This is a genomic window from Comamonadaceae bacterium OTU4NAUVB1 (assembly GCA_024372625.1).
Classification (GTDB): Bacteria; Pseudomonadota; Gammaproteobacteria; order Burkholderiales; family Burkholderiaceae_C; genus Variovorax.
Genome location: CP099605.1, coordinates 1690403 through 1714013 on the forward strand (window position 1 = coordinate 1690403; position 23611 = coordinate 1714013).

25 protein-coding genes are annotated in these 23611 nt (G+C 66.0%); 24 read left to right on the forward strand and 1 reads right to left on the reverse strand.

The features are described from left to right. Nucleotides 1-61 precede the first annotated feature (61 nt). Entirely contained in the window at nucleotides 62-1447 is a 1386-nt protein-coding gene (locus tag NF681_11375) for a DUF1073 domain-containing protein (protein UST52944.1), read from the forward strand. 12 nt (nucleotides 1448-1459) lie between these two features. Here NF681_11375 and NF681_11380 read toward each other — a convergent pair whose 3' ends face one another. Beyond that, on the reverse strand, nucleotides 1460-1633 hold the full coding sequence (locus tag NF681_11380; protein UST52945.1) for a hypothetical protein: 174 nt from the start codon (nucleotides 1631-1633) through the stop codon (nucleotides 1460-1462). A gap of 192 nt (nucleotides 1634-1825) precedes the next feature. On the opposite strand from NF681_11380, the gene NF681_11385 reads away from it, so the two are divergent. The 23 genes from NF681_11385 to NF681_11495 all read left to right on the forward strand — a co-directional run bounded on the left by NF681_11385 (nucleotide 1826) and on the right by NF681_11495 (nucleotide 23609). Continuing rightward, nucleotides 1826-2068, forward strand: a complete 243-nt coding sequence (locus tag NF681_11385; protein UST52946.1) for a hypothetical protein — start codon at nucleotides 1826-1828, stop codon at nucleotides 2066-2068. Beyond that, nucleotides 2065-2280, forward strand: a complete 216-nt coding sequence (locus NF681_11390; GenBank protein ID UST52947.1) for a hypothetical protein — start codon at nucleotides 2065-2067, stop codon at nucleotides 2278-2280. The genes NF681_11385 and NF681_11390 overlap by 4 nt, the downstream gene beginning before the upstream one ends. Beyond that, on the forward strand, nucleotides 2277-3227 hold the full coding sequence (locus tag NF681_11395) for a phage minor head protein (protein UST52948.1): 951 nt from the start codon (nucleotides 2277-2279) through the stop codon (nucleotides 3225-3227). Before NF681_11390 ends, NF681_11395 begins: the two co-directional genes overlap by 4 nt. Nucleotides 3228-3695: 468 nt before the next feature. Next, entirely contained in the window at nucleotides 3696-4988 is a 1293-nt protein-coding gene (locus NF681_11400) for a hypothetical protein (GenBank protein UST52949.1), read from the forward strand. A 9-nt stretch (nucleotides 4989-4997) separates the two neighbouring features. After that, nucleotides 4998-5456: a hypothetical protein gene (locus tag NF681_11405; GenBank protein ID UST52950.1), complete on the forward strand. Its 459-nt coding sequence runs from the start codon at nucleotides 4998-5000 to the stop codon at nucleotides 5454-5456. Between the two features lie 9 nt (nucleotides 5457-5465). Then, nucleotides 5466-6467 carry a DUF6260 family protein gene (locus NF681_11410; protein ID UST52951.1) on the forward strand — a complete coding sequence of 334 codons (1002 nt, stop codon included), beginning with the start codon at nucleotides 5466-5468 and terminating at the stop codon, nucleotides 6465-6467. Between the two features lie 11 nt (nucleotides 6468-6478). Next, nucleotides 6479-6847, forward strand: a complete 369-nt coding sequence (locus NF681_11415; GenBank protein ID UST52952.1) for a hypothetical protein — start codon at nucleotides 6479-6481, stop codon at nucleotides 6845-6847. After that, the gene (locus tag NF681_11420; GenBank protein UST52953.1) at nucleotides 6844-7212 is read left to right on the forward strand and encodes a hypothetical protein; all 369 of its coding nucleotides are present in this window, start codon (nucleotides 6844-6846) and stop codon (nucleotides 7210-7212) included. Before NF681_11415 ends, NF681_11420 begins: the two co-directional genes overlap by 4 nt. Then, the gene (locus tag NF681_11425; protein ID UST52954.1) at nucleotides 7212-7559 is read left to right on the forward strand and encodes a hypothetical protein; all 348 of its coding nucleotides are present in this window, start codon (nucleotides 7212-7214) and stop codon (nucleotides 7557-7559) included. The genes NF681_11420 and NF681_11425 overlap by 1 nt, the downstream gene beginning before the upstream one ends. After that, nucleotides 7556-7909 carry a hypothetical protein gene (locus tag NF681_11430; protein UST52955.1) on the forward strand — a complete coding sequence of 118 codons (354 nt, stop codon included), beginning with the start codon at nucleotides 7556-7558 and terminating at the stop codon, nucleotides 7907-7909. Before NF681_11425 ends, NF681_11430 begins: the two co-directional genes overlap by 4 nt. After that, a complete protein-coding gene (locus tag NF681_11435; GenBank protein UST52956.1) occupies nucleotides 7906-8259 on the forward strand; it encodes a hypothetical protein in 354 nt (117 codons plus the stop codon). The genes NF681_11430 and NF681_11435 overlap by 4 nt, the downstream gene beginning before the upstream one ends. Before the next feature lie 11 nt (nucleotides 8260-8270). After that, nucleotides 8271-8726 (forward strand): phage tail protein, encoded by a 456-nt coding sequence (locus tag NF681_11440; protein UST52957.1) that lies wholly within the window; start codon nucleotides 8271-8273, stop codon nucleotides 8724-8726. Between the two features lies 1 nt (nucleotide 8727). Next, a complete protein-coding gene (locus tag NF681_11445) occupies nucleotides 8728-9351 on the forward strand; it encodes a DUF6246 family protein (GenBank protein UST52958.1) in 624 nt (207 codons plus the stop codon). Next, complete coding sequence (locus NF681_11450) at nucleotides 9344-12160, forward strand: tape measure protein (protein ID UST52959.1); 2817 nt, start codon at nucleotides 9344-9346, stop codon at nucleotides 12158-12160. Before NF681_11445 ends, NF681_11450 begins: the two co-directional genes overlap by 8 nt. Nucleotides 12161-12212: 52 nt before the next feature. After that, a complete protein-coding gene (locus NF681_11455) occupies nucleotides 12213-12836 on the forward strand; it encodes a hypothetical protein (GenBank protein UST52960.1) in 624 nt (207 codons plus the stop codon). After that, a complete protein-coding gene (locus NF681_11460; protein UST52961.1) occupies nucleotides 12833-13444 on the forward strand; it encodes a hypothetical protein in 612 nt (203 codons plus the stop codon). The genes NF681_11455 and NF681_11460 overlap by 4 nt, the downstream gene beginning before the upstream one ends. 3 nt (nucleotides 13445-13447) lie before the next feature. Continuing rightward, nucleotides 13448-13858 carry a hypothetical protein gene (locus NF681_11465; protein UST52962.1) on the forward strand — a complete coding sequence of 137 codons (411 nt, stop codon included), beginning with the start codon at nucleotides 13448-13450 and terminating at the stop codon, nucleotides 13856-13858. Then, on the forward strand, nucleotides 13846-17670 hold the full coding sequence (locus tag NF681_11470) for a DUF1983 domain-containing protein (GenBank protein UST52963.1): 3825 nt from the start codon (nucleotides 13846-13848) through the stop codon (nucleotides 17668-17670). Before NF681_11465 ends, NF681_11470 begins: the two co-directional genes overlap by 13 nt. After that, nucleotides 17670-17954 carry a hypothetical protein gene (locus NF681_11475; protein UST52964.1) on the forward strand — a complete coding sequence of 95 codons (285 nt, stop codon included), beginning with the start codon at nucleotides 17670-17672 and terminating at the stop codon, nucleotides 17952-17954. Before NF681_11470 ends, NF681_11475 begins: the two co-directional genes overlap by 1 nt. Nucleotides 17955-17964: 10 nt before the next feature. Then, a complete protein-coding gene (locus NF681_11480) occupies nucleotides 17965-18336 on the forward strand; it encodes a hypothetical protein (protein UST52965.1) in 372 nt (123 codons plus the stop codon). Then, the gene (locus NF681_11485) at nucleotides 18333-20717 is read left to right on the forward strand and encodes a hypothetical protein (protein UST52966.1); all 2385 of its coding nucleotides are present in this window, start codon (nucleotides 18333-18335) and stop codon (nucleotides 20715-20717) included. The genes NF681_11480 and NF681_11485 overlap by 4 nt, the downstream gene beginning before the upstream one ends. Nucleotides 20718-20869: 152 nt before the next feature. Further along, nucleotides 20870-23215 (forward strand): hypothetical protein, encoded by a 2346-nt coding sequence (locus NF681_11490; GenBank protein ID UST52967.1) that lies wholly within the window; start codon nucleotides 20870-20872, stop codon nucleotides 23213-23215. 10 nt (nucleotides 23216-23225) lie between these two features. After that, nucleotides 23226-23609, forward strand: coding sequence for a hypothetical protein (locus NF681_11495; protein ID UST52968.1), 384 nt, complete (start codon nucleotides 23226-23228; stop codon nucleotides 23607-23609). Nucleotides 23610-23611: the final 2 nt, after the last annotated feature.

Genomic DNA, 23611 nt, shown 5'->3' on the forward strand with positions numbered 1-23611 from the left:
AGTTACACCTAAAGTCTGGGTGGTTGATGGTAGCTTCCTAGCCTTCCTAGCATGAGCCGGCATGACCGACTCCGATACCATCCGCTCGCGTGAGGCGCTGCTTTCCTTCTTCATGGGCCTGGATGGCAAGCGGCCCGGCGCCTGGGCGTCCTACGGCTACAAAGATGCGCTCGCCTTCGACGACTTTCAGCGGGCGTACGACCGCGGCGGCGCGGCCCACGGCGCGGTGCATCGCCTGCTCGATGGCTGCTGGCAGAAGCTCCCCCGCATCAAGCAGCCCAAGGCCGACAAGGAAACGCCCTGGGAGGTCAAGGCGAATGCCGTGCTCAAGGCGATCAATGGCTGGCAGAAGCTGCGGGACCTAGACCGGCGCAACCTGGTGGGCCGATATTCGGCGCTGATCTACCGCCTGGCCGACAGCCAGCCGCTGTCGGCCCCCCTGGTGAAAGCCGTCCGCTTGGTCGACCTGATCCCCGTCTTCGAGGACCAGATCAAGGTCACGAAGTGGGACCAGGACAAGGCATCGCTGCGCTACGGGCAGCCCGAGACCTTCCAGTACCGCGCGCGGCGCATCAACGCCGTCGACACCCAGGGCCAGCCCGACGAATGGCTCGACGTGCACCACAGCCGGGTGCAGATCCTGGCCGAGGGCAGCGTCGGTGACATGTTCGAGGGCGTGCCGCTGCTGAAGGCCGGCTTCAACAACCTCGTCGACATCGAGAAGCTGAGCGGCGGCGGTGCCGAGTCGGCGCTGAAGAACAGTGCGCGCACGATCGTCTTCAAGTACGACCCCCAGGCCAGCGTCCAGGCCATCACCACGACCAATCTGGATGGCAGCATCTCGACGAAGTCGGTGCGCGATGTGCACGAGGAGCAGACGCGGGCCCTGAACCGCAACCAGGACAGCAGCATCGTGCTGCAGGGCGGCGAGGCCACCACACTGCAGACGACCATCGGCGACCTGTCGCCGCAGTTCGGCATCGCGGCCAACCTCTTCGCCGCCTCGGTGCGCATCCCGTTCACCATCCTGTTCGGCCAACAGACCGGGCGGCTGGCCAGCGACGAGGACAAGGCGGACTTCGGCGCTCGCTGCGCCTCGCGCCAAGCCAACGACCTCACTCCCATGCTCGAGGAGTTCGTGCGCCGCATGCAGGCCGCTGGCGTGATTGACGCAGGCGACTTCGAGGTCGAGTGGCCCCCAGTGAACGCGCCGAGCGACCTGGACAAGCTCACGAACCTGGGCAAGGCCACGGCGGCGATGCAGCAGGCATTCCAGGCAGGCCTGACCGAGCCGCTGTTCGACGCGAACGAGCTGCGCGCCATGGTGGGCTTCGAGCCGCGCAAGGATGACGGCATGCCGGAGGAGGGCGACCTCGATGAGGACCCGAACACCGATCTACAGGCTGACCCGGCAGCACCGGTGCCGCTCAAAGCGGTAAAGAAATAGCTCGGTTCTGCCCTAAGGGGTATAGACGATGAAGTATCGAATGTTGGGAATCAACGTTGATGAACCCATCGGGCCAAAGTCGTGAATCGGCTCGGGACGACTGACAATTTCGTAGTTTTCGAAGGCTTCGAGTTGAGCGGCCTCCCGAGCCGCGAGTTCGTTGGGAAATGTGCGGTGATACAGCATGGGGAAATCTCCTAGTCATGCGCTGTTGGCAAAAGTGCCAGCGGAGAGCCTAGGGGACGACGCAGCACCCGGTAGGGCAGCTTTTCCGAAATGAAAAGTTCCTTCCTAGCATGAGGGAGGCGGATAGGGATGCAACCCGAAAAGCCTTCAGCAAGCCGGCCGCCTTTGCTCTGCTGACACGAGGGGCTGACCTTGAAAACTGCACCTAATCCAGTCAGCGCATCCGCTGCCAACTTCACGACTTTCTGCTTGGGCACCGGCATGGAAAAGTGCCGAACTTGCCAGCACGACAAGAACTGGCAGACGCTCAACGAGTTCGAGGACGCGCTTCGCAAGCCGATGCAGTCGCGTATGCACCGGGTCAACAATTCGCACTGCCAGATTACATCGGGTCGGCTGTACGCGCCGATGGCCACACCAGGAGCACCGGCATGAAATCCGAACTAATCAAGTGGCGCATCCAGGTGCGTGAGAGCCGCGACGCCGCGTGGAAGAACAAGAGCGGTTTGTTTGAGACGCAGTGGATGGCGGTCCAGCAGGCCCGCCGCCTGCGTGAAGGCACGGCCGAGGGCCAGAAGGCCGGCGAGGGTTTTGGCAGGGGTAACGTGCAGGTCATCCGGCACGTGCGCAAGGTCAAGGCGGCATGACCCAGGCGGCGGGCAAGCGCACGCCGAATCCGATCGTTCCAGGCAACCCGCGCGAACGCACCGGCAGCGCCGGCATCATGCGGCGCGCTGTGGCCGAGATCGCCCGCCGGTATCGAGGCCTGAGCTGTGACGTGCTCGCTATCTTTGCCCGCATCCCGGTCTACGCCGAGAACGATGACAAGGGCAGCGGCGCTCCCGAGCGCGTGCACTACGGCGCCACGCCCCAGATACTCGACCAGACCATGCTGGACCTGCAGGCCGCGCTCGACCGGTGGGTGGCCGATGGGCGCGAGACCACTCACGTCGCCTGGTGGACGGTCTACCAGGAGGAGGCGGCCCAGCTCGGCACGGCACAGGCGGTCGCGAACCTCGCCAACCTGTCGCCAGCCTATGCCGCGGCGCGCAGCCTGGAGACGATCGTCTTCAGCGAGCCCTACCGCACGCGGGCGCAGATCGCTCGGGTGCGCTCGAACGAATACTGGACTGGCCTGACGTCGCAGGCCCGTGCGGACCTGGCCGGCGTGATCGGCCGCGCAGTGGTGGACGGCAAGAACCCCAAAACGGTGCGCGCCGAGATCATGGAGCGCCTGGACGTGAGCAAGTCCCGGGCGGCGCTGTATGCCCAGACGGAGATCCCCGGCACGCTGCGCGAGGCGCGGCTGGCAGAGAGCGAGGACGCCGAGGAGCAGTTGGGCATCAAGACGGCGTTGCTGTGGACGTCGGCGTTCAAGCCCACGACCCGCACGTGGCACGCCTCACGGTCGGGCCGCACGTACTCGCGCGACGAGGTGAAGGCCTTCTACGCCACGAACGGCAACCGCTTCCGCTGCTACTGCGCCCAGACCGAGGCGCTGCTCGACGCGGACGGCAAACCCATCTTGACCAAGAGCCTGCAGTCGGCCATGGCGAACGAGCGCAAGACGTGGCAGAGCAAGCACGGCAAATAAGGCGACCTATCTGTGAAGAAAGATGCGTCTTGTCGATGGCGGGTTGACGGACGTCGAGTCGCGCACTTCATGCTGGCTGATGACTTTGCCAGAGCTGTCCAAAACGTCAAAAAAGTATGAGTCGTAGTCCTCGCCGTGACGCAGCTGGATGCCAGTGTTAGTTCCGGTGTAGGTCACGGTGCAGCCCTCTGGGCAAGGAACCAGCTTCGCGTATTCGTCCATCGGTCATCTCCATGAGAAGTCGAATTATCTGTTCGTAGCATTCATCAGGTCGGTCCCCCGTATTACTGGCAGCCGAGCCGGTCCGACCAGGGGTAAATGGTTGGGGAAGCTAAGCCCTGTGAACCTGCGGGCAAGTCGGCAAGGGGACGGTGGCGGATAGTGATCTGCTCGGCTTGCAGCCAGATGCAGAGCCACCAGTTCTTGCGCTTCCTAGCATGCAGAGGCATCCCTTTCTGAGGCATGCCCATGAAGAAGCAGAAGCGAGTCCACATCGTCAGCGCCGTCAACGCGGCCAACGTCACGAAGGACGGCAGCAAGTACACGATCCGCGATGTCTGCGGCGCGACCGACGACATCGTGATGAACCAGCGGCTCTACCCGGCCGACCAACTCGCCATCGGCGCGCCCACCCTCAACGGCAAGCCCGCGCCCGCCGGTCACCCGAAGAACAGCTTCGGTCAACACATCAGCGCCGCCAACGGGGAAGCCCTGGCCACCGCCTGGATCGGCGCGTACTGCACCAACGTACGGCACGAGGGCGGCCGCACGCTGACCGACGTGGTGGTGAACGGCGACATGGCGCGCGCGACGCCGCTGGGCCTCACCTTGGTCGAGCGCCTCGACGCCGCCATCGCCGGCACGAACGCCGAGCCGATCCACGTGAGCACCGGCCTCAATCTGGCCGAGGTCGTCGCCAACGGCGAGAGCCGCGGCAAGAAGTACCGCTGCATCGCGACCAACATCCAGTACGACCACCTCGCCATCCTGCTCAACGAGACTGGCGCCGGCACGCCGGAGGAGGGCGTGGGCATGTTCGTCAACGCACAAGGCGAGCAGGAGGAAATCGAGACCGTCGTCGTCAACGCTGCGCCTGACGACCGTCGTGATGAAGGCCTGCTCAAGACGCTGCTGCGCAAGCTCTTGGGCAATTCCAACGAGCTGAGCTTCGACCAGATCTATTCCGGCATCCAGGCGCTGCTGCCGGAAAGCGCATGGCCGCGCGAGGTGTTTTCCAACTACTTCATCTGGTGCGACCGCGACTCAAAGCTCTTCAAACAGGATTACTCCATTTCGTCGGACGGCTCCATAGCATTTGTTGGGCAAGCAGTCGAAGTGACCCGAAAGGTCGATTACGAGCCGATCACCAACCAAAAGGACGATCCAGTGAAAGAACACATCCTCGCCGCGCTGAATGCAGCAGGCATCACCACGGCGGGCCTGGACGATTCCAAGCTGCTGTCGGCTTACAACGCCCTGGTCATCAAGCCCGTCGAGGAGAAGCTGATCGCGGCCAACTCCAAGGTCGCCGGCTTCGAGGCCGAGCGCACCGCCGCGCTGAACGCCGAGCGCGACACGCTGGCCACCGAGTTGGCTGTCAACAGCTCGCTCACGGTCGATGACCTGAAGCTGTTTCCGGTGGAGCGCCTGAAGGAGCTCAAGGCCAAGGCCGGCGCCACCGCCGCGCCCGTCACGGTGGCTTCGAACGCCGCCACCAAGCCCGGCGACGAGTTCGCTGGCTACGACCTCAACGCCATCTAAGGAGCATCCATGAACCGCATCTTCCGCAGCGGCAGCGGTGTTCCGCGCCCCCGCACCATCACCGACAAGACCGTCGCTGGCGCCTACCTGCCCGGCACGGCCGTCTTCATCGGCGCCGCGCAGCTGACCCAGGCCACCTCGGCCAGCGGTGGCCGCCTCGCCATCCTGGGCGACCGCGATTACTACAGCGCCGGCGGCATCAACCTCGCCACCGATCCGCTGATGACGCCGTACCAAGTCGGCGAGTCGGGCGTGGCCTACCTGCCGAAGCCCGACGACGAGTTCGCCATGGCCATGGCCGCAGGCACCTACGTCACCGGCCAGGAACTGACCGTCGGCGCCGCCGGCCGTCTGACCGCTGCTGCCCAGGGCGGCATCGTGGTCGCGCATTTCGACCAAGCCGGCAAGACCGTCGCCGCCGGCGAGTTGGCCGATGTGGTCATCGCCAACGCATACACCAAGGCTTAAGGGGGCCACATGCTCAAGTTCACGCCTGAACAACAACGCGCCATCCTGGCGAGCCGCGCCGGCTTCAACCAGCGCATGGTGGCCCTGGCCGCCAACTCGGCGATCGATGGCCTGGAGGGTAACTCCCTCGCCATTCCGCTGGACGCCTGGCGTCGGATCGACACGCGCGCGCAGGCCCTGGCCCGCAGCCGCCTGACGATCTTCAACCGTTTGGCCCAGGCCAGCACCACGCCGGTGAGCATCGCCGACCTGGTGAACTACTACCCGCAGGTCAGCGACTCAGGCGACGTGTTGGTGTCGATGGACGGCCGCAACACGGCCAAGGCCGACTCGCCGGTGATGAAGTTCGTTGGCACCCCGGTGCCCATCCTGACGTCGAACGCCCGCATGGGCTGGCGCCAGATGGAGGTCCTGCGCAAGGGCGGCAGCATGCTCGACACCGTCAGCATCGCCAACAACCAGCGCAAGGTCGCCGAAAAGCTCGAAGACATGGCCCTGAACGGCCTGTCGGGCATCAACGTCGACGGCAACACGATCTACGGCCTGCGCAACCTGCCCAGCCGCAACACGTTCATCCACGGCTACACCCTGGCGACCGCCACTGGTGCGCAGTGGCTCGACGTGTTCAAGAAGGCGATCGCTGCGGCGATGGGCGACAACCAATACGGCCAGATCACGCTCTTCGTGAATCAGGCTGACTTCACGGCAGCCGACACGACCGACTACGCCCTGAACTACAGCGGCACGATCCTGCAGCGCCTCAACGCGGTCAACCAGATCAAGGAAATCCTGCCGTCGGCATCCGTGCCGCCGAACGAGGTGCTGGGCATTGTCGACCTCGACGGCGGCGAGTGGGGCGGCATCCTGTCGGCCATGCCGCTGACCACGCGGCCCAAAACCCGCATCGAGCCGGAGGACGACTACGTCTTCGGCGTCATCGCCGCGGCTGCCCCGCAGTTCCGCAGCGACTACGCAGGCCAGTCGGCCTTCGTCCACGGCACCCAGGCCTGAAGGAGATCCCCATGCTGTACGAAATCAAGGCCCTCAAGGCGCCCTGGCCCAAGGGCGCCAAGGTCGGCGACGTCATCGACATGCCCTACCTGCCCGCCTGGGCGGAAGGCAAGTGCAGCGTCGCGCTTGACGGCGCCAAGGCCGACTTCACCTATGACCCGCAGGACGTGGTCGTGAAGGATGCAGCCGGCGCCGCCGCATCGAGCGACGCGCTGCACCTCGAGGTGGTGGAGCTCCGCGAGAAGCTCGCCGCCGCCGAGGCAGTCAACAGCACGCTGAAGACCGACAAGGAATCGGCCGACGCCGAGGCCAAGCAGCTCCGCGAGAAGCTCGCCGCCGCCGAGACGGCGCTGACCAACGCCAAGGCAGCGAAGAAGTGATCGACAGCACGCAAGCGCAGCAGTACCTGGATCAGGCTCTGGGCGTGAGCGTGCCGTTGTTCATCGTGGAGAACGCGGTGGTCAAGGTGGCCACGGCAGAGCCGGCCATGATCGCGGCCGGCTACAGCGAGAGCGACCGGGTGCTGATCCAGGCCTATGCCGTCGCGCTCATTGCCTCCGCTGGCGCGCCGCGCCGCATTGCTTCGCAAGGTGCCGCCTCCGGCGCCTCGCGCAGCTTCAAGAATTTCGACGCCAGCCTGACCGCGCTGCGTCGCTCGCTGGCCGCGCTGGACATCAAGGGCACGGTCGCGCTGCTGGTCGGCGTCGACCCGGCAGCCAACACCCTGATGATGGTGGTGGGCTGATGTCCGCCGCGGCCAACTGGTCGTACACCTCCGCAGCCACGCTGTGGGCGCGGCTCGATCGTGACGACTGGACCGGCAAGGCCGGCTACGCCGAGCCCGAAGTGTTCGCCTGCGACTACAGCGCCGAGTCCGTCCGCATGACCGATGCCCGTGGCGTCGAGTTCACCACGCGGCAGATCATTCACACCGAGCGCGCCGGCATCAAGGCGGGCGACATGATCCTGATCGGCGAGGAAGGCCGCGGCTGGTTCGACCCTGTCGCTGCCGGCGCCTTCGAGGTGCGGGCCGTGAACCGCTTCGCCGACACCTTCGACCAGGTGGCCGACGACTGGAAGGTCGTGACGTGAGCCGCGCGCGAGTCGTCAACAAGCTGCCGCAGTTCGTCAACGCGGTCGAGAAGAAGGCTGCGCGCGGCATGGTCCAGGGCTTGATCCTGGGCGCGAGCGAGGCCAGCGTGCTGACGCCTATCGACACGTCGAACCTCCTGAACTCGCAGTACCGGTCGATCGAGAAGCAGGGCACCCAGATCGTCGGCAGCGTCGGCTACACGGCCGAGTACGCGGCTGCGGTGCACGACCCGGACAACAAGCAGACGTTCCAGCGCCCGACGGCGACCAAGGAGTTCCTGAAGAAGGGCTTCGAGATCGCCGAGCCGAACATCCGCGCCGTCGTCATCGGGAGCATCAAGACCCCATGACCGCCACCGAAGCACTCCGCGCGTTCCTCGCGCCGCTGCTGCCCGGCTGGCGCCTGCAGTACGGCCGCTGGACTGATGACCGCAAGACCGACCGGTATGCCGTGCTGCGCCCGATAGGCGGCCTGCCCGGCGCGCTGGTGCGCCAACCGCGCTTCACGCTTCTGCTGATCGGCACCGGCGACGACGCCGCGTCCATCCCGGAGGCGGCGGCTCAGGGCGTCATCACAGCCATGCAGACCAACTCGGGCGGCCTCGTCTACCTGGAGCCGGGCGAGCCCGTCTACACGCCCACGAACGACGGCCGGCCCGTCGTCGAGCTTTCGATTTCGACCATCACCAACCAAACGTAAAGGAGCTCACCATGGGTGCAGCAGTAGGACGCGACACGAAGATCGAATTCGCCATCGGCGTGGAGGGCACGACGCCGATCGCCGCAGACTGGAAGGTGCTGGGCATGATGCGCGGCAAGTCGATGAAGACCAGCTGGGAGACCGTCGACACGACGGCCGACAAGAGCCCGGGCTTCACCAAGACGAACCTCGTGACCTTCAAGAGCGTTGAGTTCTCCGGCGACGGCGTGAGCTACGACGACACCGTCTACAACCAGAAGATCTTCAAGGCGCAGGCGATCAGCCCGGGCGTGGCCACGAACAACCAGCCGAAGGCCTGGCTGCGGCTGACCGACCCCAACGGCGACAAGTACGAAGGCCCGTTCATCATCAGCGAGTACTCGGACGACCGCCCGTATGCCGACGCGGCCACCTGGAGCATCACCGCCATGAGCAACGGCAACGTGGTGTTCACGCCCGCCGCCTGAGATGCTCGTCGAGTGCGGCTTCACGCGGGCCACCACCGCCGACGGCCAGGAATTCACCTTCCGCCCGTCGTTCGGCCGCATCTCGACCCTTGGCGACCCGCAGGCGATCGTGAGGCTCTACGCGGGTCTCTTCGGCGCGCGTGCGGCGCAGGAGGCCCGCTACGTGCTTGCCTGCCTGTGCGACCAGGTTGACGTCTCGCCCCTGATCGGCTGGGCCGAGTTGACCGCCGCAACGGACGACGGTGTCCTGCGAGGCGAGTGGCTGGGCCCGCGTGTGGCTGAGGGCGATGTGCTGGACTGGCATGCAGGCGCGATGCCGGCCCTCGAGCAGGTCATCCTCGCGCGCCACCTCATGCAGCACGGGATCGTCGGCAAGGCGCGGCCGGAGACAGCCACCGCAGCTCAAGGCAAGTTCTCCGACCGCTTCGATGCGTCGGAGTTCGTGTCCGCCGCGCGCGTGCATCTCGGCCTGTCCAGCGAGGACGCCGAAGCGCTCAGCATGACCGAGTTCCAGACCATGTTCGAGATGAAGTTCCCGGACAAGAACAACCAGAAGCGCGACGTGCCCACCCGGGCCGAGTACGAGGCGGGCATGGCTCGCTTCAAGGGGAACACGGATGGCTGAGAACGTCGGGTCGATCTTTTACGACGTCACCCTGGAGACGGCTGGACTGGTCGAGGGGCAGCGCCGGGTCGACCAGCAGACGAAGAAGGTCACCGACAGCCTGAACACGGCCGGCACTGCGGCCGAGAAGGCAGGGCAGAAGTTCACCGCGACCGGCGTCGGGCTGCGCACCACCGGCGCCGAGTTCGGCAAGACAGGATCGGCTGCACAGGCGGCCGGATCCTCGTTCCGTGGTGCCGCGACCGAGGCGGAAGGCCTGAACACGCGACTGAACGCGCTGGCCGTGGCCGTCCGGGTCCTGGCCGCTGCCTACGCGGTCATGAAAGCCGCTCAGCTGGCCGACGACATTCGCTTGATGTCAGCCCGTGTCGACGTCGCGGCAGACAGTGCCGAGGCGGGCGGGGCCGCCATGGCGCGGCTGGTCGCCATCAGCCGCGACACCCAGACAGCCGTCTCGGCCAACGTCGAGGTCTTCACCCGCCTGAACCAGTCGCTGCTGCAAATGGGGGGCACGCAGAACGACACGCTGCGTATCACCGAACTGCTGGGCAAGGCCATCAAAGTGTCGGGCGCCTCAGCCGTCGAGGCCAAGGCCGCCATGCTGCAGTTCGGCCAGGCGCTCGGGTCCGGCAAGCTCCAGGGCGATGAGCTGAAGTCGTTGATGGAGACGGCGCCCTACCTGATGAAGAAGCTGGCGGACGGCATCGGCGTGCCTGTCGGCGCTCTCAAGAAGATGGGCGAGGAGGGCAAGCTGACGGCTGATGTCGTCGTGAACGCCCTGAGCAAAGCCGCCTCGAAGATCGAGGCTGACTTCGAGAAATTTCCCCAGACCGTCGCTGGCGCCCTGCAGGTCACAAGCGATGCGGCGGGGCGTGCAAACGAGAAGCTCGACACCCTCACGGGCTCCAGTGCCGCACTGACCGGCATCGCCAAGGGCACGGGGGAGATGTTCGATGAGCTGGCAACGCAGTTCGAAAACGCCACCACCGAGTCCGACAAGCTGGGTCGCAACGATTCGATCCAAAACTGGGCGACCACCGCCAAGACGTTTCTTTCGTACGTGGTCGATGCTGCAGACTTGGTCTGGCAGACCCTGAGCGTGCTCGGCCGCAACGTGGCGTTCGTCTTCCAGTCCATCGGCGCAGAGATCGGCGGCATCGGGGCGCAGGTCAAGGCGGTGATGTCGGGAGACTTCGCCGGCGCCAAGGCGATTGGCCAGGCCATGGTGGCTGATTCGGCGGGGCGGCGCGCCACCCTGGATGCCGCCGATGCCAAGACCCTGTCTGGGGCGAAGCTGGCTGGCCAGAAGATGCGCGACGCCTGGGAGGCGGGAGCCGGGAAGCCGAAGGCAGTCGAGACCGGTAAGCCTTCCAATCTGCGAGCGGCTGGCGGCGGGGACGACAAGGAGGCCGGCAAGTTCGCCGCGCGCGCCGAGGCCGCCAAGGCGTACTACGAGGGGCTCGTCGCCGAGAACTCGTTCGCTATCGACAAGATCGACGCGCAGGAGCGCAAGGCCCTGGCCGAGAACGCCAAGCGCGCGGCGACCGACAAGGAAAACGCCGAGATCTACGCAAAGGCCAAGATCGAGATCCAAAAGAAGTTCGCGCGGGAGCGTGCGCTGGTCGAGGAGAAGAACGTCCAGGGCATCGCCGATCTGAACATCGCGACCACGATCGACGAGACGCAGAAGGTCGAGCGCATCCGCGACGAAGCCATCCGGCGCGCCAACGTCGCGGAGAAGACCGGCTCGGCCACACCGGAGGAGGCGGCGCGTGCGCGCAAGCTGGCGACCTTCCAAGCCGACAAGGCCCTGGGGGAACTTGCCGACCGCAACGACCAAGCACGTGCCGAAGCGGCAATCCTGCTCACGCAGTCGGAGGAGGGCCGCATCCTGCTGATCCGCGACGAGGCAATCCGCCAGGCCGAGGCTGCCTATCAGCGCGGCGCCACCACGTTCGAAGAAGCGGAGACGAAGAAGCTGGCGGCCGCGCGCGAAGCGATCGCGCAGCAGAAGCAGCTCGAGTCCAGCCGCGCCAGCACGGTCATCTCGACGCTGCAGGTCCGCTCTGAGGCCGGCGGCGTCCAGGACAAGGTCGCGCTGATCATGGCGCAGGCCGCCGCCGAGCTCGCCGCCAACCAGCAGGCCTGGGCCAAGGACCTGGAGGCGAGCCAGATCTACGCCGACAAGAAGGCCGCGATCGAGATCGACATGCACCGGCGCATCGCCGAGACGCGCGATGCCGCCAACCAGTTGGCCCTCACCAGCACCTCGGACGCCTTCGGCTCGATCGCCAACGTGCTCAAGCGCGCCGACGGTGAGCAGTCCGGTATCTACCAGGCAATGTTCGCGGCGCAGAAAGCGTTCGCCATTGCCAGCTCGATCGTTGCCATCCAGACTGGCATTGCAAAGGCGGCGTCGCAGCCCTTTCCGGAGAACATTGCCGCGATGGCGTCTGTGGCCGCGGCGACCGCGTCGATCATCAGCACGATCTCGGGCACCAGCTATGGCGGTGCGCGTCAATACGGCGGCCCAACGCAGGCGGGCAGCCTGTATCGGGTGAACGAGACCGGCGCGCCCGAGATGTTCACCGCTTCGAACGGCAACCAGTTCATGCTGGGCGGGTCGAGCGGCAACGTCACGCCGGCGGACAGCATCGGCGGCGGTGGGCTGGTGTTTGCACCCACGTATCACATCGATGGGACGGCCGACAAGGCAGCGGCGCTGGCTCAGATGCAGCGCGTGGCTGGCGAGAGCAACAAGCAGATGATCGAGCAGCTCAAGCGGATGAAGGTGCTGCCGCAGGGCTGAGACGTCTTCCTAGCATGGGCCGGATGCCTCCGAAATCGCATCCGGCCCCCCGATGAGCATCATTGCGCTGCCCATCAATCTGCTTGTGTCCCAGCACAGCTTCGGCTTGCACCGGTACGACCTGACGTACGGGGGCGGAGACACTGGTACCACCCAGACGACGGTCCTGGGCTTCCCGCGACGCACGTGCTCGCTGGCATCGCCAGAACTGATCTCGGACGAGGACGCCGCGCGCTGGCGAACCCTACTGCACGCACTGGGCGGCCGTGTCAACCACTTGGCGGTGCATGACCGGTTGAACTCGGTGCCCCGCGGCACGGCACGCGGCACCTGGACTGCATCAGCCGCTGCTGCCGCTGGCGCCAAGACCATGGTCATTCGGGCTGGAGCCGATCAAGCAGGCAAGACGCTGCTGGCCGGGGACTGGTTCGGGGTGAATCAGGGCGGCACCAACCGCCAGATGCTCCACGTCCAGGCAGACACGGTCGTCGATGGCTCGGGCCTGATGGCCGTCTCGTTCGAGACCGTGCTGCGCTCGCCGGTCGTCGCCAACAGCGCGATCGCCTGGAGCTACCCCACGTGCCTCATGAAGTCCCAGTCGGACTCTGACTCCTGGAGCGTGTCGAAGGGCAAGCAGGGCGGCTTCTCGCTGGACCTCCTGGAGCAGTGGTATTGATCCCGACCAACTCCGCTTTCCAAGCAACGGGCGCTCTTCCGCAGTACGGTGAGCTGGCCCTGGTCGAGCTGCAGTTGCGCTCCGGCACCGCGCGCTATACCACCTGGCCGGTGACGCTGACCGCGCTCGGTGTCGAGTGGCAGGGCACGGGCAACCTGGGCAGCATCAGCCAGCTGCACGAAAGCGAAGACGGCGCAGAGGAGAAGCTGACGCTCTCGCTGTCCCCGGTCGACTTCGGCACGCGTGCCTTGGCGCTGGGTGACCCCGGCGACTATCAGGATCGCCCCGTGAGGGTATGGGTCGGACTGGTCAGCACCGACACGTTCCAGCTGGTCGGCGCGCCCGTGTTGCGCTTCAGCGGCGTCATGGACCAGCTCAAGCTCCCGCGCGAAGGAAACACCGGATCGATCGCGCTGGACTGCCGGACCGCTTCCTACGACGTGCGCAGCAACCCGGCTGCGCTGCGCATGAACAACGTGCAGCACCAGCAGAGGCACCCAGGGGAGCGTGGCTTCGAGTTTCTCTCCAGCCTGATCGGCAACGAGGCAGTGTGGCTGACGAAGCGCTTCCAGGCCGACGCGAACGCGCGTGCACGGGCGAGGGGGTAAAGCATGCCTGCGAACCTCGACGCCTTCATTGCCGCGCGCCGCGCGCTGCCTTTCGTCTACTTCGAGCAGGACTGCGCGCACATCGCCGCCGACTGGGTGCTGGAGAAGACGGGCGCCGATCCGCTGGCGGACCTGCGCGTGCCAGCCGATGAGCCTCGAAACCTGCTCGCGCTGATGCGCCGCGTACGCGCCGATGGCGGTCTGGCTGCGATGGCGACCGAGCGGCTGGGCCCGTCCATCCCCTCGCTGATGGCGCAGCGCGGCGACGTGGTCCTGGTGGCGAGCGGCCGGCCAATCGGGCGCGTGAGTGGCTACACCTTCGGCATCTGCACCGGCACGAACATCGTTGTGCCGGACAGCGACGGCCTGGTCTTCTGGCCCATCAGCGCGGGGGTGAACGCATGGCGCGTCTGATCCTGCGCTGGCTTGCCGCCGCGACGCTGCTGCTGGGCAGCACGGCGGTCATGGCCGAGCCCATCACTGGCATCGTGCTGTTCACGATTGGCACGACCGCAGTCACCGTCGGCACGGCTTTGTTCGTGCTATCGGTTGCGTCGAGCGTCTACGGTTCGATCCAGGCTAAGAAGAAGGCCCGAGCCGCGGCGCAGCGCGCGGCCGAGGTGGAGGCGGCCAATCTCAAGGACCGCACGACATCCATCCTCTCGGCCGATTCGCCGTGGCCTGTCATCTACGGCCAGCCCTCGCCGGTCGGCGGATCGATCGTGGCGGTTCTGGTGAGCGGCGACGTCGACCAGTACAAGCACATCGTCTATGTGCTGGCTTCGCACGAATGTGCCGGCGTCGATGAAATCTTCATCGGCGGCGAATCGATCGGCAACCGAGACATCGCCGGCTATGCCGACGGCCCGGGTTTCCGGCTCGACGACGGCGTGCCACGCACCGAGACGCACGCGTTCGAGCTCGTGGCGATGTCAGAGCCCGGCGACGAGACCAGCATGTCGGGCGAGGGCTACTGGATCCTGCCCGTGGGCCTGGATGCCGATCGCTTCTCGGTCAACTACATCCGCGATCAGGCGGGCAACAGCTACGGCTCGACGGTGCAGCAGACGACATCGTCGCCGGCTGGTTTTGGCGCCCGCGCGCTCAGAGGCCCGATCGGCGCCAAGGGCACGATCCAGTACACGGTCGACGGTGCGGGCTCGGCGCTCAACGTGCAGGTCCACCTCTCGCCCGGCGGCGTCGACACCGCCGACGCGTTCCTGCGTGCGGCGCGGCCGGACCTCTGGACCGTCGACCACAAGCTCTCGGGGTTCACCTACCTGGTCGTGACGGTGGACCTGCGCCTGGAGCGCTTCCAGGGAGGCGTCCCGGAGATCACGGCGCGCGTGCGCGGCAAGAAGGTCTACGACTACCGTACCGGTCAGACCGTCTACAGCCGCAACCCGGCGCTGTGCCTGGCCGACTTCATCCGCTCTGAGGCAGGCTACAAGGCCGGAGCCGATCAGATCGAAGTGGACGCCGTCATCGGCGCGGCCAATGCCTGCGACGTCGCCGTCTACGACCCGGCCGTCGTCAACGTGGATCCGGCGACGTTCGGCTTCAGCACTGCTCGCTACACCTGCGACGGCATGTTCCGCTCCGACCAGGACCGTGACGCCACCCGCCAGCAGATCGAAGACGCGATGGTGGGCTTCAGCCTGGAATCCGGTGGCGTCTGGCGCATCCAGGCCGGCGCCTGGTCGACGCCTGTGCTCTCGCTGACCGACGACGACATGGTCATGCCGATGGCGATCGTGCAGACCTGCAATGTCGGCACCGCGCGCTACAACGGCGCCAAGGGAAGCTACGTCAACGCCACGCGCCTGGGCGTCACCGAGGACTTCACGCCCTACGTCAACGCGAACTTCCGGGCCCAGGACGTCAAGGACAAGTTCCTCGACACGACGCTGTCGTTCACCGGCAACCACATCCGCACCCAGCAGATCAGCCGCGTGCTGGTCGAGCAGAGCCGGGGCGGCTTCGTGGTGCAGGTCTTCCCGAAGATGTTCGCCTGGAACCTGCAGCCCGGCGACCGCATTGTGCTGAGCTCGGGGCTGTACGCGTTCACGAACAAGACGTTCCGCGTCCAGGACTGGACCTACCAGGCTGGCACGCCTGTGGCGCTGCAATGCGTCGAAGACGTCGAGGACTTCTACGACCAGATCGACGAGACGCGCGCGGACGCCGCGCCGAACACGAGCCTGCCGTCGCCCTTCCTGAAGCCTGCGCCGCCGCTCGACCTTGTCGTGCTCAGCGGCGAGAGCCAGATGGTCCAGCAAGACGGCGTGATGATCGTCCGCGCCAAGGTGCAATGGGCACAGTCGCCGGATCAGTATGTGCGCCAGTACGCGAACGGCGTGTGGATCGAGTGGCGTGCTGCTGGCACCGACGACGCCTGGCAAAAAGTGACGCTGCCCGGTGATTCGACTGAGCACTACCTGCTGGGCCTGCAGGTCAACCGGGTCTACGTGATCCGAGTGGCTTTCGTCACCCCCTACGCGTCCAGCGCTTGGTCGGTGGTGTCGCACGAGCTGCACGGCCTCGAGGGTCCGCCCGACAGCGTGCTCGGACTGGACGTGCGGCCCGAGCTCACCGGCATCTTTGCGTACTGGGACGAGCCGGCGGGCATCGACCTGCTCGGTTGGTCCGCGACGCAGATCCGCCGCGGCCTGACCTGGGAGTTGGCCGAAGACACGGTCCTGTTCGACGGCCGCGCCAGCAGCGCGAACCTCGGCTGGTTCCCGGCTGGCAGCCAGATCGTCTGGGCGGCGCACCACAACACGACGGGCAAGTGGTCGGCACCGGTCTACGACACGATCGAAATCCTGAGACCGAAGCAGCCGCTGCCGACGGCCTCGGCCGTCGACGGCAACCGGATCATCGTCCTGATCCCGAACGACGTGAAGGGCACGCAGCCGATCGCCTTCCTCGAAGTCAGCCTGGGCGAGGAGTACGGGGGGTCGGTCGTCCTGGCCCAGTTCCAGGGCAAACGCTTCGAGACCACCCAGTCGGAGTTCGGCCGCAAGGTGTTCTGGGTGGTGGCCGTCGACGTGGCGGGCAACCGCAGCGCGCCGGGCTATGCCGCCGTGGTCGTGCTGTCCTCGCCATCGAGCCAGATCGGCAGCATCAAGGGCACGCTGCAAGGCGCCATCGACGAGCTTGCACTGGCGCAGCTCGAGGGCGTGGTGATCGCCGACGAGAAGCTCGGCACCGCACAGGCCGGCATCTATGAGCGGGTCGAAGCCATCGTCACGGATCAGAAGGCGATGGCGACCCAGTTCGAGGGCATCACCGCCTCGTTCGACGACTTCCAGGCCTTTGCCACCAGCAAGATCACGGTGCTGGCCGACCAGTCTTCCGCCTCGGCCTCGCGCGTGGACATCCTGGCCGTGAAGACCGAGACCGCGCTGGCCGGCATCGTTGAGGAGTCCACCACCCGGGTGAGCGCAGTGAACGCCGTGGCCTCCCAGGTGACGACGGTGCAGTCGAGCGTGAGCGCGCTCGGCGGCACCGTCGGCGCGCTCACCGCCACCGTCCAGATCCAGGCGAACACGGTGGCTAACCTGGATGGCAACCTGGGCGCGCAACTCATGCTGCGCACCGAGGTGATCGGCAGCACGGGCAAGCGCGGCCTCGCAGGCATCTCCACGGGCGCGACGAGCTCCAGCGGTGGCACGCTGGTGCAGTCCGAGATCATCCTGTTCGCCGATCGCGTGCTGGTCGCCAACGACCCCACGGCAACGGTGCTCACACCGCTGCTGAAGGTCGAGGGCGGCATTGTCTACATCGAGACGGCGCGCATCAAGAACGCCGACATCGACACGCTCAAGGTGGCCGGATATGCGCTGTCTGTCACGTTATCGGCCTCGGGCGCGGGTATGGCTTCGGTGTCGTTCACGGTGCCGCCTGGTCAGATCTGGCGCGTGTCGCCACACGCATTCGCGCTCAATGGGCCCTCTGTCACGCGCAACTCGGCCAGTCCCTACACGGCCTATTTGTCCCTCACGGACGCGCCAACCTCTGACGTCACAGCCTCGCTCATCGGTGGCGGCGGTGAGAACGGAGGGGGAATTTATCGGTCAGGTGCCGTCATCAATGAGACGACAACCGACTACCCGGCGGGCGCCCGCACGATCACTGCTGCCTGGTCAGCCGACATCGGGACGGGTGACGGCTCGCCCCCCACCGTGCGCCTGACGGTGCGCATCGAAAAGCGAGGTGCTTGATGGCCGATACGCAACCCCTTGCGACGCCACGCGATTTCTGCGTCATCGACGCCAATGGCAAGGTGGTCATGCGAGGACAGACCCTGGACCTGCCGCAGATTGCTGGGCGCACCACCCTGGCGGAAAGGGCGCCAGAGAACAGCTTTCGTCTCGGGAATGCCTGGGTGCAGATGCCGCTCCAAACCGATCCAGCGCAGGTCTTTGACTGGCTCACCAAGACCTGGATCTACCCGGTCACGATCGCCGTGGGCAAGACCCTCGGCTCACTTGGCATCAAGCCGTAGGAATCACGCCATGCTCGAAAACACACGTCAGATCATCGGCCTGGAAAAGGCGATCGTCTCCAACCAGAGCGGTGCCGTGGCGCACTTCCACGTCGTCAAGCAGTACACCGTCAGCCACATCAGCAAGTCGTCGGCCGTCACGCTGGCCGGCTATGTCTCGCGCGAGATGTTCGATGCGGGCAAGGACCCGGTGCTGTTGGCGACCACGCAGATCCCCGCCATGCCAGTGTCCGGGAGGATCGAGGATCTGCCCACATGGTTCATCCAGCAGCTGCTCGCCGCCTCGGGGCATGACTACGTCGGCGCCACGCCGGTCCATGCGCCGGTCGACGGCATGGCCGAGCAGGCGGTAGGGCCTGGTGTTGAGGAGCCAGCCGCATGAGCAATTGGTATCGCGAAGGCACCATCAGCCTGGTCAACGGCAGCACGACTGTCACTGGCACCGGCACGAGCTGGCTGGAGAACGTGGCCGAATCGAACGGCCTGAAGACGCCGATCGGTCCCGAAGAGATCGAGAGCGTCACCAGCAACACCGTGCTCCAGCTGGTGACGCCCTACGCCGGGCCTACCATCAGCAACGTGGCCTACTCGATCATCCCGACCCAAGGCGTGGCAGTGTCGCTGGTCAAGAAGGTCGTTGCGCTGCTGTCCGCTTCGGGTGTCGTGAAAGACGCCTTCGCTGCTGGACAGCTGGCCAAGACCATCGACATGGAGAAGCGTGTCACCCTGACGCAGCTGGCTGCGGCGGCTGGCGTCGACCTAGTGGGTTATGACGGCGGCAGCCTGCAAGACATCGCGGATGGTGCCAAGACGATGCAGGGCTACGTGGCCCTGCGCGCCTACACCGGGCGCGCCAGGAGCGTGCGGCTGACCGCCGCGGGCATCGCCGGCATCTTCGAGCGCGACTTCGGCGACACCACGTCGGTGGACAACGGCGGCACCATCATCGTGGACGCGGGCAGCCGGCGCTGGAAACGCAGCTTCGCTGGCGACGCCAACATCCTGTGGTTCGGTGCGGGCGCCTCGGGCTCGACCGACGACACGGCGGCCATCCAGGCGGCATTCAACGCCGAGCCGCACATCTTCATCCCCAAGCGCGACTTCATCGTCAACGCGGTCGATCCGAACTACCCCAACGCCTCGTATGGCGGCGGCGTGAAGTTCAAGAACGGCAGCTTCGTCACCGCCGCCGCCGGTGCCCGATTCCTGGCCAAGAGCAACGCCAACACCGCGCCGGCCTACGTGATCGCCAATCTGCGCGACACGACCAACGTCACGATCTACAACCTGGAGGTGGTGGGCTCCGTCGACACCCACACCGGCTCGCCGGGCGAGTGGGGCATGGGCTTCTACGTCGCCGGCGCGATCAATCCGCGGCTGTTCAACTGCGTGGGGCGCAAGTGCTGGGGCGATGGCTTCTACGTGGGCAACTCCATCGAGACCAGCACCAACCCGACGACCGGCGGCATCCTCTCGAACTGCCTGGGCGATGACAACCGCCGCCAAGGCCTGTCGATCGTGTCATGGTCCAAGGGACTGGTCGACGGGGGCGAGTACAACAACACCGGCAAGACGAAGTTCGTGCAACCGGCCTATGGCATCGACATCGAGCCGGACCCCTCGGGCCAGGACGTGATCGATGTGGTGCTCATCGGCGTGCGCACCTTCGGCAACAAGTACGGCGGCCTGCAGCTGGTGCCGGGCTTCATGACCTCATCGAACTATGCGAGCCGGAACTACAACGTCACGGTGATCGGCTACGAGTCGCGCAAGGACGGCAGCTATGGGGCGCTGCGCTTCGCGAATCCGGACCTGAACCAGAGCGGCATGGTCGTCGCCAACAAGATCAACGGGTCGATCCGGCTGTCGGGCGTGAAGATCGTCGAGAGCGTCGGGCGCGGCGTGGACTTCGCACGCTGGATCCCAGCCTCGCCTGACGTGATCATCGACGGGATCGAGGTGATCGATCCGAACACGTCAGGAGGGGCGGCAACGCTGGAAGACCAGTCGGGCCTCGTCATGTTCATGGCCGCTGCGGATGCTGCAAAGCAGACCGGCCACGGCAAGGTGACGATCATCAATCCGCGCATCGTCGACACGCGCTCGCCGCCCAAGATCGTCCTGGCCATCCAGATGGGCGCCAGCGCAGGGCAGACCTTCTCGGGCATTGAGATCCGCAACCCATCGGGCTCGGGCTGGTCCTCGACCGCCAACGGCCTTGTGCGCGCGGTAAACGCGTCAGGTGTGTCGGTGACTTTCGACACGCCGCCCAACAGGGACTTTGCTGGCAGCACAGGGTCGACAAATGCTGCGTTCGCGGGCTATTCGATCGCGCTGTCAGCCAGCGGGGTCTTCACACTGCCGCCTGCGAACACATCGATCGGCCTGACCTACATCTTCCAGAACCGCTACGGCGTCACGATGCAGATCCGACCCGATGCGTCCGACACGGTCTTGGATCTTGGTCGCACGCCAGGCAACGACGTGGTGCTGACCGACAAGGGTGACCAACTGGCCATCAAGTCGATCGGCGGCAATGCCTGGGAGGTGGTGCGCTGCGTCGGGCGCTGCCGTGCGCTGGGCTTCTCGCGTCCTCCCACGATCGTCTATGTCGGCGCGATGCCGACGACCGGCGCCTGGGCGCGGGGCGACCAAGCCATTCGGATCGACGCCACGGTCGGGCAGCCCAAGGGCTGGATCCGCATCACAACGGGCAGTGGCAACGCGCTCGGAACCGACTGGGTTAGCCTGGGCAACCTGTGAAGCCCGATTGAGATTGACGCCCATCCCATGAAACCCGCTTCGGCGGGTTTTTCTTTGGCTGCGCCACGTGTGTCCCCGCGCGAGAGGGCTCTTCCTAGCATCGATTAGAACCCCCTCCCTGAAGGACCTGACCTATGAAACGCACCCTCGCCGTGCTCGCCGCCCTCGCGCTGGCGGGTGCCGCTTTCGCCGCGCCACCAGCCGGCACCAAGCTGGCCGACGAGGCCAACGCTGCCAGTACCAACTTCAAGCTGACGGCACCTGCCGTTGTCAGCTACGGCGCTGGCACGGCCTGGACCGAGAAGACGTTGGACGCTGGCGCCTACGTGTGCCACCCGGCGACGTTCGGGCTTTCTGGTGGGATGACGGTGCCTCGCAAGCAGTGCAAGTTCACCCTCAAGCGCGGTGGTGTTCCCGTTTCAGTGCCTGCCACCGATCCGATCCTCGGCGCCAAGCTCTCCGACGAGGGCGGCAGCTTCGAGTTGGCTGCGCCGACGCGCGTGGCCTGGGGCCTGGCGGGCAAGTGGCGCGTCGCCGAGTTGCCCGTCGGCAAGCACGCCTGCGCGGCGCCGACCTGGGGTGGCGTCGATCCGTTCGTCGGCATGCTCAAGGCTTGTCACGCTCCCACGACACTGCCGGTGTCTGTGGTCGAGCCCGTGCTGCAGCCGAAGCCCTCGCCGGAGCAAACGCCGACGCCGACGCCGCCCGTCGTCGTCGCGCCCACTCCCCCGGCAACGACCGATGGGGCGTGGCTCGCGATGGCAGAGAGCATGCACACCCTCAAGGGCCTCGAGTACCGCTTCGGCAAGAAGAGCGTCAAGGTGCAGAACCGGCCGACGCTGCAAGAGCCTGAGCACAAGCTGATGCCGCTGGGCGACATCCGTGGCTACGAGTTCGGGACGTTCAACAAGGACGCAGGCGACTACGCGTCCAACGTCCTGCATGCGATGTTTCTGCCCACCGACCCGAAAAAGCACTTCGGCGTGTCCGACCTGCAGGGCTCGGTCAGCGTGCACTACACGATCGGCACGAAGCCAGAATTCTCCTGGACCCGCTACATCCGCAACGATGGCGACGAGCGCTACAACGGGATGGAGCTGCGCCGCATGCGCGACGCCCAGGGTGTGAAGTTCGAGAACCCGGTCTGCACGGCGACCGGACATGGTCGTCCGACGTGGGGCACGATGTCGCTCAACTTCTTCGCCGACGGCACCTTCGGCACGCTGGGCGCCAACACGATGACGAACAAGACGCACGGCAAGCTGCCTGCGCATCTGAAGCCGGTTGCCTGCGCGATCAGTTCGTCCTACGAATACGCCGCGGCGGTGGTGTGGAACATCCAGACCAAGGCGAGCGAGGTCGCCGTCATCTCGCTGACTGGCCTGGGCGAAGGCAGCACGGTCGAGAAGCCCAACGCCGGCGGCGCCAATGGCGGTGAAGGCTGGTGGGGCGAACGGAACGAACCGCATCCCGGCATGCACAACCTGGGCAACATCGCGTTCGCCAAGTACCTGGGAAGTTTCCCGACGGGTTTGAAGTCCGCCACCTCGATCAGCTTCACGACGGGCCACCCGCGCCACGGCTACCTGAACGGCAGCGGCGTCGCTGAAGGTCAGAACGGCACGACGGGCAACACCGCCCGCTGGAAGGCCAACGAGCAGCAGCGCCAGGACTGGGCCACGGGCAAGTTCAGCAATCGCTACCCGCGCCAAGGTCTGATCATGGTCGGCTCGAAAGATGAGGCGACGGCGGTCCTCATCGACGCGTCGCCGCTGTTCCAGTTCATCAACAAGATGTACTTCAGCGACCGCACCACGTTCCTGAAGACGACGGACGTCGGCCCAGGCGCCGACCAATGGCCGTACAGCTTTGCGAAGGCGCCGGAGCAGATCCCGAAGATCGCCAAGGTGATCAAGACCGACAGCCCGGTCACGTCCGTGTTTCTGACGCCGATCTCCAACAAGGTCGAGTACTACGCAATCTACGGCACGGCGAAGGGCGACGCGCACGTCGTCACGCTCGGCGGCTTCCCCAGGGCGGTCGACCCGAGCAAGTGGGTCGAGACGGACAAGAAGTTCCTGGGCGAAAACCTGACCTGGATCACTCACGTGCGTGAGAAGGCCATCGGGCTGCAGACCGACCTCGTGGCCGATGTGATGCAGCAGTACATCTTCGTCTCGCGCGAAGAGAACGCGGCGACATGGGCGGACATCAACGGCGGAAAGATGACCGTGCGCCGGACGATGCAGGACAGCCGCATCCAGGACATGGTGGTCGCCGAAGACTACGACAACCACGGCACCGAGCAGTACCTGCTCGCCGTCGCCGACTTCGAGGGCGAGATGGTGCACAACGTCCTCTGGGGTCCGATGATCATGCACACGTACCCGGGCAAGCCTCGGTTCGAAATGAAGCCGGCCGGGGCCCAGTTCATGTACGGCGGTGGGATGAAGATGCCGGGCAAGGTGTTCAACATCTGCGTGGCGAACATCTCCTGAGGTGCTGGCCATGTCCCCCGACCTCAAGCAGCGCCTGACCGACTTCTACAACGCGCGCATCGTCGCCGGCTGGTACGCCAGCTGGGCAATGTGGCTGGGCCTGCTCGGCACCATGCTGCCGATCCTGCTCGACGGCGCACAGATGGCGCTCGACCACTGGCCCGAGCTGGCGCAGATGCTGGAACTTTCGCCGCGCAACACGCTGGTGCTGCAGCTGGTCATCGCCGCGCTGATCCCGCCAGCGCGCGCCTGGCAGCAGCGCTCGATGCAGGTCGCCGCGCTCAAGCAGGCGGCGCAGACCGGCAACGTCACTACGCGCGTGGGCCTGGACGCCGTCATCGTGGCCGTGCCCGGCACGTTCCCCCAAATGGTCCGGCCGGAAGAAAACGGGTAGCC

Coding starts and splice junctions, on each gene's coding strand:
- NF681_11475 (UST52964.1), top strand. CDS start 17,670: ATGGCCGATACGCAACCCCTTGCGACGCCACGCGATTTCTGCGTCATC.
- NF681_11435 (UST52956.1), top strand. CDS start 7,906: ATGACCGCCACCGAAGCACTCCGCGCGTTCCTCGCGCCGCTGCTGCCC.
- NF681_11455 (UST52960.1), top strand. CDS start 12,213: ATGAGCATCATTGCGCTGCCCATCAATCTGCTTGTGTCCCAGCACAGC.
- NF681_11415 (UST52952.1), top strand. CDS start 6,479: ATGCTGTACGAAATCAAGGCCCTCAAGGCGCCCTGGCCCAAGGGCGCC.
- NF681_11390 (UST52947.1), top strand. CDS start 2,065: ATGAAATCCGAACTAATCAAGTGGCGCATCCAGGTGCGTGAGAGCCGC.
- NF681_11405 (UST52950.1), top strand. CDS start 4,998: ATGAACCGCATCTTCCGCAGCGGCAGCGGTGTTCCGCGCCCCCGCACC.
- NF681_11440 (UST52957.1), top strand. CDS start 8,271: ATGGGTGCAGCAGTAGGACGCGACACGAAGATCGAATTCGCCATCGGC.
- NF681_11470 (UST52963.1), top strand. CDS start 13,846: ATGGCGCGTCTGATCCTGCGCTGGCTTGCCGCCGCGACGCTGCTGCTG.
- NF681_11445 (UST52958.1), top strand. CDS start 8,728: ATGCTCGTCGAGTGCGGCTTCACGCGGGCCACCACCGCCGACGGCCAG.
- NF681_11380 (UST52945.1), bottom strand. CDS start 1,633: ATGCTGTATCACCGCACATTTCCCAACGAACTCGCGGCTCGGGAGGCC.
- NF681_11465 (UST52962.1), top strand. CDS start 13,448: ATGCCTGCGAACCTCGACGCCTTCATTGCCGCGCGCCGCGCGCTGCCT.
- NF681_11410 (UST52951.1), top strand. CDS start 5,466: ATGCTCAAGTTCACGCCTGAACAACAACGCGCCATCCTGGCGAGCCGC.
- NF681_11495 (UST52968.1), top strand. CDS start 23,226: ATGTCCCCCGACCTCAAGCAGCGCCTGACCGACTTCTACAACGCGCGC.
- NF681_11485 (UST52966.1), top strand. CDS start 18,333: ATGAGCAATTGGTATCGCGAAGGCACCATCAGCCTGGTCAACGGCAGC.
- NF681_11395 (UST52948.1), top strand. CDS start 2,277: ATGACCCAGGCGGCGGGCAAGCGCACGCCGAATCCGATCGTTCCAGGC.
- NF681_11400 (UST52949.1), top strand. CDS start 3,696: ATGAAGAAGCAGAAGCGAGTCCACATCGTCAGCGCCGTCAACGCGGCC.
- NF681_11425 (UST52954.1), top strand. CDS start 7,212: ATGTCCGCCGCGGCCAACTGGTCGTACACCTCCGCAGCCACGCTGTGG.
- NF681_11450 (UST52959.1), top strand. CDS start 9,344: ATGGCTGAGAACGTCGGGTCGATCTTTTACGACGTCACCCTGGAGACG.
- NF681_11375 (UST52944.1), top strand. CDS start 62: ATGACCGACTCCGATACCATCCGCTCGCGTGAGGCGCTGCTTTCCTTC.
- NF681_11480 (UST52965.1), top strand. CDS start 17,965: ATGCTCGAAAACACACGTCAGATCATCGGCCTGGAAAAGGCGATCGTC.